This window comes from Luteimonas sp. TWI382, assembly GCF_039674545.1.
Taxonomy (GTDB): domain Bacteria; phylum Pseudomonadota; class Gammaproteobacteria; order Xanthomonadales; family Xanthomonadaceae; genus Luteimonas.
The window spans coordinates 144423-152956 of record NZ_JBDJNS010000008.1 but is presented as its reverse complement, the minus strand read 5'-3'; the positions used below and the strand labels follow the sequence as shown (position 1 = coordinate 152956).

The window sequence follows — 8534 nt, the reverse complement described above, 5'->3', positions numbered from 1 at the left end:
CAACCGCACCACGCTTGAACTCCGCACTGAACTTCCTTCGCTTCGACATGAACACTCCTCACGGCCTCGATCGGCCTTCTCGTAAGTGTCCGGGATAACGGGGGTGAACCCATTCCACTTCTGGCGTCAGCTAATCTGCGGGTGGATTACCGAACAACCTACTGAGAGATCACACCTGCGATCAGGATGAGTGTTGCCCACTGACGCGCGAATCGAGGTGCATTAGCGCCTCTTTCAGAAAGGGCTTCCCGAAGGCCAACCGCTCAACGGCGCTGCAGATATTGCCCACAAGCTCCGCCGACGAGCCAGCCTGAATGGTCGAGTCGATCAGCCCTTTCGCTTCACCGATGCTCGAAATGTCCCCTCGCTCAATCTTGTTCATGCTGCTGCTCTCCACTGGTTGAGCAAGAAGAAAAGCACAGAATTTCCGCGAGTCAAAACTGCTGTAACACCTGAAAACAGAGGGGAGACCACCGAGAAATGCGCGCGTAGCAAACGCGAAACGGCCGCAATACTTTCGCGAGATGAGACACAGCAGCGTGCGCTGGCCTTAGCCGGCGACGGTCGCGGGAGGGCGAGTGACGCGCGCACGTGCTGTGGTCACAAGGTGCGGAGATGCCGGAATTGGGAGCATCGGTAGGCGCCGCGATCAGATGTCGGAAAGATCCGGCGCTGAATTCTCAGGACCCGCTGAAAGTCAGGGATCGGATTTGGGATCCGACCCTTTTCGATCTGATCCGTTTACCGTGCAATAGTTCCGACCGAAGGGAGGATTCTGATGGCTGACCTGGTCTCAACAGTGGTGGGCGGCGCGCTTGTTCTAACCGCCACCTTCGTCATGGAAAAAACGAAGAGGTTCTGGGCGAAAAAGGAGAACTCCGGACATCTCGGCGTGGTCGTGCTAATCCAACTAGAGCGTCTCATAGCGGACTGCGCAGCCGTCGTAGGGGACGACGGCACGAGCTCCGGCCAGATGTTCCGAGACGGCAATGGTGAGGAGTACTACATGCCCCAGGTGAAGCTTCCTACCTTCGAGTTAGGTGGCCTCGGGGTTGAGTGGCGCTCGATATCGCCTTCCCTGATGTATGAGATCCACGCCATTCCGCTGGCACTAGACGAGGCAAAAGCCTATCTGGACTTCTACTCGGATCACGATTTCCCGCCTTACGCCGACTACATGTTCGAAAGGCAGCTGAAATTTGCCTCCCTCGGAATTCAGATCCTTGGGACGACCGAGCGTCTTCGATCTGAAACGAAAATTCCCGCCCGTCCAGCAAGGGACTGGACCCCCGAGAGCTATCTACTGGAACGACATAAGTCACTCACGGAGCAGCAGGAGGCGAGCCAAGCCGCCCAAGCGCAGTCTTGGAAGGAGCTCTCAGAGCTAGTCGAGCGGCGCAACCTAGCACAGAGCGATACGCCGGTGTAATCCCGGTGTAACCGTGTCAGGAAATCGCGGGAAATTGGAGGTACGGGAAGGAACGCCACTACAACCTGATCCGCGAAAAACCCCTAGGAAAAGGCTCTAGGAGTGGTGGCCGGGGAGGGAATCGAACCCCCGACACGGGGATTTTCAATCCCCTGCTCTACCAACTGAGCTACCCGGCCACTGCGGGACGCGCATGATACGGGGCGCGCCGCAGAACGGCAACCGTTTCGTGATCGTCCCTTTTCGACGGCGGCTCGACCAGGCATCGGCCGGGTGCGGCGACGCGTTAACATCGTGGGCCCACCCTCGACGGAGCGCTGCGATGAAGCCGTGGAAGTTGCTGACGATCCTGCTGGCGACCTGCGTGGTCGCGGCCTGCGCCACCACGCCGCGCCGGGTCTCCGAGCCGGCGGCGAGCATCCAGCAGCTGAGCGTTGCGGCCGATGGCAGTTGGTCGGTGGACCTGCGGGTGCAGAACTACAGCAGCGTGCCGATGCGCTTCGAGTCGATCCGGCTCGACCTGACGGTCGGCGGCGACGCGGCCGGCACGCTGGCGTCCTCGACGCCGATCACGATCGGGCCGGAGTCGGCCGATGTGCTCACGCTGGCGTTCGCGCCGAGCGCACAGGCGCGGTTGCAGACGGCCGATGCGCTGGCTGCCGGACGCGGCCTGCCCTATCGCATCGACGGCACGCTGCGCGCCGCCCCCAACGACCGCGGCGCCGCCCGCGACTACACCGTCCGCCGCGACAGCGCGCTCAGCCCCGTGCCGGGCCTGCCCGGCGTGCTGCGCTGATCCCGGCGCACGTCCAGCCGCGCACGCATCGCGTGCCCGCCCTCCTCCTGCAAGAGCCGATGCCATGAGCACCTACCACGCCCCGCTGACCGATATCCGCTTCGCGCTGCACGATGTGCTGCAGGTCGAGTCCCTGTTCGCCGCTCTGGGCTTCGAGGACGCCAACCGCGAGACGGTCGATGCGGTGCTCGACGAGTGCGCCCGGCTGTGCGAGACCGTGCTCGCACCGCTCAACCGCATCGGCGACGAGCAGGGCGTGCGCTACGACAAGGCCACCGGTGCGGTGACCACGCCCGACGGGTTCAAGGACGCCTACGACCAGTTCGCGCAAGGCGGCTGGACCGGCATGAGTGCACCGGCCGAGTTCGGCGGCATGAACATGCCGCACACGGTCGGCATCTGCCTGGAGGAGATGATCGATGCGGCCAACCTGGCGTGGAGCAACTTCCCGCTGCTCTCGCACGGCGCGGTCAACGCCTTGCACCACCACGGCGAGGCGTGGCAGAAGGAAGTCTTCCTCAAGCCGCTGATCGCCGGCACCTGGACCGGCACGATGTGCCTGACCGAGCCGCACTGCGGCACCGACCTCGGCCTGCTCAAGACGCGCGCCGAGCCTGCGGCCGACGGCGCCTATGCGATCACCGGCACGAAGATCTTCATCACCGCCGGCGAGCACGACCTGACCGACAACATCATCCACCTGGTGTTGGCGCGCCTGCCTGATGCGCCGGCCGGCAGCAAGGGGATCTCGCTGTTCGTCGTGCCCAAGGTCAAGGTCGGGCGCGACGGTACGCTCGGCACGCGCAACGCGGTGCGCTGCGGCGCGGTCGAGCACAAGATGGGCATCCACGGCTCGGCAACGTGCGTGATGAACTTCGACGGCGCCGAGGGCTGGCTGGTCGGCCAGCCGCACAAGGGTCTGCTGGCGATGTTCACCATGATGAATACTGCACGCTTGGGCGTCGGCGTGCAGGGCCTGGGCCTGGCGACGCGCGCTTACGAGAACGCATTGCGCTATGCACGCGAGCGCCTGCAGTCGCGGTCGCTGTCGGGCCCCAAGTTGCCCAGCAAGCCGGCCGACCCGATCCTGGTGCAGCCCGACGTGCGCCGCATGTTGCTGACCTGCAAGGCGCTGACCGAGGGCGGCCGCCTACTCGCTTACCACGCTGGCTCGCTGGTCGATGCGGCGCACGGCGCCGGCGACGAGACCGCGCGCCGCCAGGCCGACGACCTGCTCGGCTTCCTGACCCCGATCGTCAAGGCCTGCCTCACCGAGTGGGGCAACGAGTGCACCTATCACGCGCTGCAGTGCTTCGGCGGCCACGGCTATATCGCCGAGCACGGCATGGAGCAACTGGCGCGCGATGCGCGCATCACCACGCTCTACGAGGGCACCACCGGCATCCAGGCGCTGGACCTGGTGGGCCGCAAGGTGCTGCAGTTGCAGGGCGCAGGGCTGCGTGTGTTCCTGGGCATGATCGAGGCGTTCTGCAGTGAGCACGAAGGCGATGCGCAGTTGGCCGAGTTCGTCGGCCCGCTGCGCGAGAAGGCCGCGCAATGGCAGGCGCTCACCCGCGCCATCGCCGAGCGCGCAGCGGCCGACCCCGAGGAGATCGGCGCCGCCGCGCACGATTACCTGTTCTTCTCCGGCTACGTCGCCCTGGCGTACTGGTGGGCGCGCAGCGTGGCCGTCGCCGACGCCTCGTCGCGGTCGGAGACGTTCAAGGCCGGCAAGCGCGAGACCGCGCGGTTCTATTTCGCGCGTCTGCTGCCGCGCACGCTGGCGCACGCCGCGGCGATCGAAAGCGGCCCGGCACCGCTGTTGTCGCTGGCCGACGAGGCCTTCGACAGCTGACCCAGGCCGGGCGCGCCACTGCGCTGATACAGCCAGTGGCGCGCCCGGCCCGTTGACCTGCGGCGCCTCCACGATCCAGCCGGCGCGCGCCTTGCACAAACCGTCACAGTTCGGGTATATGCTCGATTCCCGATGGAGACCGACTGCGCGCGCCCTCGCCTCGTCCCCACCGGTTCCGATCCGGCGCCGGTCGCCGAAGCATCGGCGTTCGATTCCGCCCCCCGCCCCCACACTGCCGGCGTGCGTCTGCTTGCCCTCGACGCGCATGGCCGGGCATTGAACTGGATCAGCTGGCAGGATGCGGCGTGTCTGTACGCGCGCGACGCGGTGGCCTGGACGCTCGGCGATCCGTGCATCACGGTGCTGGGCGGGCTGTGCCGGGCGACCGGCCACCGCAGCCGGCTGGACCTGCACCCGATCATCGCCGGCCGCAGCCATGCCCGCGCCAGTGCGATCGATCCGACCCCGGCCTTGACCAATCCCGCGCTGTTCGCCCGCGACCATCACCTGTGCCTGTACTGCGGCCGCCAGGTCGGGCGCCAGTCGCTGACCCGCGACCATGTCGCCCCGCTGTCCCAGGGCGGGCTCGACATCTGGGAGAACGTGGTCTCGGCCTGCGTGGCCTGCAATTCCCGCAAGGGCGGGCGCACGCCGCAACAGGCCGGCATGCCGCTGCTGGCAGTGCCTTTCCGGCCGAGCTGGATCGAGCATCTGATCCTGAGCAACCGCAACATTCTTGCCGATCAGATGAGCTTTCTGAGCGCCCATCTGCCCCGCCGCGGCCCGCGCGCCGTCATCTGAAGGTGACACGGGCATCGGCGCGGCGCGTTGACGCCCCGCGTGTCGCATTGGCCTGTCCACCGGGTGACCCCACAGTACGCGGGGCGTCGCCCGGCGCGTGCGTGACTGCGGCATGACGCCCGGACGGGGCCAGGCCTTACAATGCGCAAATGATCGATTCCTCGCGCTACCCGCGCCTTGCGCGCATCGACGCGCCGTCCGACCTGCGCCAGTTCGACGAGAGCGAACTGCCGGCGATCGCCGACGAGCTGCGCGCCTACCTGATCGAGTCCGTCGGCCGCAGCGGGGGCCACTTCGGCGCCGGGCTGGGCGTGATCGAGCTCACGACCGCGCTGCACTACCTGTACGAGACGCCCGAAGACCGCATCGTCTGGGACGTCGGCCACCAGACCTACCCGCACAAGATCCTCACCGGCCGCCGCGACCGCATCCATACGGTCAAGCAGAAGGATGGCGTGGCGCCGTTCCCCAAGCGCGAGGAATCGGAGTTCGACACCTTCGGGGTGGGCCACTCGAGCACGTCGATCTCGGCCGCGCTGGGCATGGCCATCGCCAACGCGCACGCCGGCAACGAGCGCCGCGTGGTCGCGGTGATCGGCGACGGCGCGATGACCGCCGGCATGGCTTACGAGGCGCTCAACCACGCCGGCGGCATGGAGCCCGAGCCCGACCTGCTGGTGGTGCTCAACGACAACCGCATGTCGATCAGCGAGGCGGTCGGTGGCCTGACCCAGATGCTCGGCCGCATGACCGGCAGCCGCACGCTCAATGCCCTGCGCGAAGGCGGCAAGAAGCTGCTTGGCGACAAGAACAACCCGACGGCGAAGTTCGTGCGCCGCTGGGAAGAACACTGGAAGGGCATGTTCGTGCCGTCCACGCTGTTCGAGGAGATGGGCTTCCATTACACCGGCCCGATCGACGGCCATGACGTGAAAGCGTTGGTGGGCGCGCTCAAGACGCTGCGCGGTCTCAAGGGGCCGCAGCTGCTGCACGTGATCACGACCAAGGGCAAGGGCTATGAGCTCGCCGAGGGCGACCAGATCGGCTACCACGCCGTGTCGCCGTTCGACCCGAACACAGGCGTGGTCGCCAAGGGCGGTGCGAAGAAGCCGACCTATACCGATGTCTTCAGCGACTGGCTCTGCGACATGGCGGCCGCCGACGACCGCCTGCTGGGCATCACCCCGGCGATGCGCGAGGGCTCGGGCCTGGTGCGGTTCTCGAAGGAATACCCCGAGCGCTATTTCGACACCGCGATCGCCGAACAGCACGCCGTGACGCTGGCCGCAGGCATGGCCTGCGAGGGCGCCAAGCCGGTCGTGGCGATCTACTCGACCTTCCTGCAGCGCGCCTACGACCAGCTGGTGCACGACGTCGCGGTGCAGAACCTCGACGTGCTGTTCGCGATCGATCGCGGCGGTGTCGTCGGACCGGACGGCGCCACGCATGCGGGCAATCTCGACCTGAGCTTCCTGCGCTGTGTGCCGAACATGGTCGTCATGGCGCCCGCCGACGAGGACGAGGCCCGGCGCATGCTCACCACAGGATTCCGCTATGAGGGCCCGGCCGCGGTGCGCTACCCGCGCGGCACCGGCCCCGGCGCCGAGATCGCGCCCGGCCTGGAGACGCTGCCGATCGGGCAGGCGCAGATCCGCCGGCAAGGCCGCCGCATCGCCCTGCTCGCCTTCGGCGCCATCGTGCCGGCCGCCGAGGTCGTCGCCACCGAGTTGGATCTGACGATCGTCAACATGCGTTTCGTTCGCCCGCTCGATCGTGCGCTCGTACTCGAGCTCGCGCGGTCGCACGACGGCTTCGTGACACTGGAGGACAACGTCGTGGCCGGGGGCGCCGGTTCGGGCGTGGCCGAACTGCTCAACGCCGAGGGCATCGCGCTGCCGGTCCTGCACCTGGGCCTGCCCGATGCGTTCCAGCACCACGCCAGCCGCGAGGATCTGCTGGCCGAGGCCGGACTCGATATCGCCGGCATTCGTGCCGCCGTGCTGGCACGCTGGTCGGATCTGGCGGTGGCTGCCACACCGGCTGTGGGCAGCGCCGCAGGCTGAGCCTGCGGCGCGTCCTGGCCCCCGCCGCCGGTGGTGACCCGCGCACCGGGCGGACCACCGGACCAACAAGCGTTGACTGACGCCCGCGCTACCGGGCGCGTGCCTCGATCTTGTCGGGCAGCGCGAAGCAGCCGATGAACTGCGCGGCCAGCGCGCGGTCACCGCTCAGGCGCAGCGCGCCCGCGGCTTCGGCCTCGTCGAACGACAGGCCGCCATAGACCAGACCGGCGAAGGCCGTGGTCGTCTCGGTCTCGAATACGACATCCACGCTATCGGAGTCGCCTCGCTCGATCGCCAGCCCCGCTGAAGTCAGCCGGCCGATGAAGGCACTGCCGGGAAAGCGGAAGGCCACCGACATCGTCAGCGGCGCACGATCGGGCCGCAGCATCGTCCGCAGCGACAGCATCGTCGAGACCGCCGACAGCGGCCGCGTCGGGTCGTGCAGCGGCGAACGCACCGCCCAACGGCCCAGCACCTGGAAGATCGGCTCGGCCTCGTAGCCCCAGGCCGTTAGTTCGTAGGCCTGCACCCGAGCCGGCGGCGGCAGCTGGCATTTGCGCAGCACGCCGATGCGTTCCAACCCCGCCAGCCGCTGCGTCAGCACGTTCGCGCTGATCCCGGTGAGGTCGGCCTTGAGATCGGAAAAGCGGCGTGGGCCGAACATCAGTTCACGGATCACCAGCAGCGCCCAACGCTCGCCGACGAGTTCCAGCGCGAGCGCGGCGCCGCAGGCGTCGTCGTACCAGCGGCCGGCCATCGCCTGGGTTATTTCAGTTTCTTTTTCTAACTTCATAGTTGTTTTTTATAACTTCATAGCGCAGGATCGGCAACGCGTCCTCCAGGACGCCTCGTTCCATTCGACAGGAGATGACGCATGACCTATGTCCAGGGTTTCGTGGTTGCGGTCCCGACCGCCAACAAGGACGCATATGCACAGCATGCCCGCGATGCGTTCAAGGTGTTCAAGACGTATGGACACGTCCGGTGCGTGGAGGCCTGGGGCGACGAGGTGCCACGGGGCAAATGCAACGATTTCCAGGGCGCTGTGCAGGCGACCGACGCGGAGACCGTGGTGTTCAGCTGGATGGAGTATCCCGACCGCGCCGCCCGCGACCAAGCCCACGAGAAGATGATGGCCGACCCGCGCATGCAGCAGATGCCGGAGATGCCCTTCGACGGCAAGCGCATGATCCTGGGCGGCTTTGCGCCCTTGGTCGACGTCGGCACCGGCCGCGGCGACTATGTCGACGGCATCGTGCTGCCGGTCCCGGCGCGTGCACGCGATGCGTACACCGCGATGGCGCGCAAGACCGCCGAGGTCTTCCTGGAATACGGCGCGGTCCGCGTGGTCGAGGCCTGGGGCGATGACGTGCCCGAAGGCAAGCACACCGATTTCCAGCGCGCAGTTCTGCGCAAGGACGACGAGCAGGTCGTGTTCTCGTGGATCGAATGGCCCAGTCGGGAGCTGCGCAATGCGGCGTGGCCGAAGCTGATGGAGGACCCGCGGATGCGCCCCGACGGCGAAATGCCGTTCGATGGCAAGCGCATGATCTATGGCGGCTTCGCCCTGCTCGTGGAGGCCTGAGCCCG

General features: G+C 67.0%; 8 protein-coding genes, 1 tRNA gene and 1 pseudogene. 7 read left to right on the top strand and 3 right to left on the bottom strand.

Annotation, left to right across the window (positions count from 1 at the left end; all coding sequences use genetic code 11):
- Nucleotides 1-181 precede the first annotated feature (181 nt).
- Nucleotides 182-382: a hypothetical protein gene (locus tag ABE505_RS07770; RefSeq protein ID WP_346443527.1), complete on the bottom strand. Its 201-nt coding sequence runs from the start codon at nt 380-382 to the stop codon at nt 182-184.
- A gap of 396 nt (nt 383-778) precedes the next feature.
- Here ABE505_RS07770 and ABE505_RS07765 point away from each other — a divergent pair, with 396 nt between their 5' ends.
- Complete coding sequence (locus ABE505_RS07765) at nt 779-1429, top strand: hypothetical protein (RefSeq protein ID WP_346443525.1); 651 nt, start codon at nt 779-781, stop codon at nt 1427-1429.
- A gap of 103 nt (nt 1430-1532) precedes the next feature.
- On the opposite strand, the gene ABE505_RS07760 is transcribed toward ABE505_RS07765, so the two are convergent.
- Nucleotides 1533-1608 (bottom strand) — tRNA-Phe (locus ABE505_RS07760).
- Nucleotides 1609-1751: 143 nt separating this feature from the next.
- Between ABE505_RS07760 and ABE505_RS07755 the strand changes: the two genes are divergently transcribed.
- The 4 genes from ABE505_RS07755 to dxs all read left to right on the top strand — a co-directional run bounded on the left by ABE505_RS07755 (nt 1752) and on the right by dxs (nt 6944).
- Nucleotides 1752-2225 (top strand): LEA type 2 family protein, encoded by a 474-nt coding sequence (locus tag ABE505_RS07755; RefSeq protein WP_346443523.1) that lies wholly within the window; start codon nt 1752-1754, stop codon nt 2223-2225.
- 64 nt (nt 2226-2289) lie between these two features.
- Nucleotides 2290-4080, top strand: a complete 1791-nt coding sequence (locus ABE505_RS07750) for an acyl-CoA dehydrogenase C-terminal domain-containing protein (RefSeq protein ID WP_346446167.1) — start codon at nt 2290-2292, stop codon at nt 4078-4080.
- Nucleotides 4081-4212: 132 nt separating this feature from the next.
- Entirely contained in the window at nt 4213-4881 is a 669-nt protein-coding gene (locus tag ABE505_RS07745) for an HNH endonuclease (protein ID WP_346443537.1), read from the top strand.
- Between the two features lie 149 nt (nt 4882-5030).
- Complete coding sequence (gene dxs / locus ABE505_RS07740) at nt 5031-6944, top strand: 1-deoxy-D-xylulose-5-phosphate synthase (protein WP_346443521.1); 1914 nt, start codon at nt 5031-5033, stop codon at nt 6942-6944.
- A gap of 88 nt (nt 6945-7032) precedes the next feature.
- Here the strand turns inward: dxs and ABE505_RS07735 are convergent, their stop codons facing one another.
- Nucleotides 7033-7701, bottom strand: coding sequence for a winged helix-turn-helix transcriptional regulator (locus tag ABE505_RS07735; protein WP_346443519.1), 669 nt, complete (start codon nt 7699-7701; stop codon nt 7033-7035).
- 117 nt (nt 7702-7818) lie between these two features.
- On the opposite strand from ABE505_RS07735, the pseudogene ABE505_RS07730 reads away from it, so the two are divergent.
- Nucleotides 7819-8169 (top strand): annotated as a pseudogene (locus ABE505_RS07730) (DUF1428 domain-containing protein); the annotation flags it as partial.
- A complete protein-coding gene (locus ABE505_RS07725; protein ID WP_346443535.1) occupies nt 8155-8529 on the top strand; it encodes a DUF1428 domain-containing protein in 375 nt (124 codons plus the stop codon). The pseudogene ABE505_RS07730 and the gene ABE505_RS07725, both read left to right, overlap by 15 nt.
- The last annotated feature ends 5 nt before the right edge of the window (nt 8530-8534 follow it).

Excerpts from the sequence above, each read along its gene's own strand:
- ABE505_RS07770 (WP_346443527.1), bottom strand. The coding sequence starts at position 382 with ATGAACAAGATTGAGCGAGGGGACATTTCGAGCATCGGTGAAGCGAAA.
- ABE505_RS07765 (WP_346443525.1), top strand. The coding sequence starts at position 779 with ATGGCTGACCTGGTCTCAACAGTGGTGGGCGGCGCGCTTGTTCTAACC.
- ABE505_RS07755 (WP_346443523.1), top strand. The coding sequence starts at position 1,752 with ATGAAGCCGTGGAAGTTGCTGACGATCCTGCTGGCGACCTGCGTGGTC.
- ABE505_RS07750 (WP_346446167.1), top strand. The coding sequence starts at position 2,290 with ATGAGCACCTACCACGCCCCGCTGACCGATATCCGCTTCGCGCTGCAC.
- ABE505_RS07745 (WP_346443537.1), top strand. The coding sequence starts at position 4,213 with ATGGAGACCGACTGCGCGCGCCCTCGCCTCGTCCCCACCGGTTCCGAT.
- dxs (WP_346443521.1), top strand. The coding sequence starts at position 5,031 with ATGATCGATTCCTCGCGCTACCCGCGCCTTGCGCGCATCGACGCGCCG.
- ABE505_RS07735 (WP_346443519.1), bottom strand. The coding sequence starts at position 7,701 with ATGGCCGGCCGCTGGTACGACGACGCCTGCGGCGCCGCGCTCGCGCTG.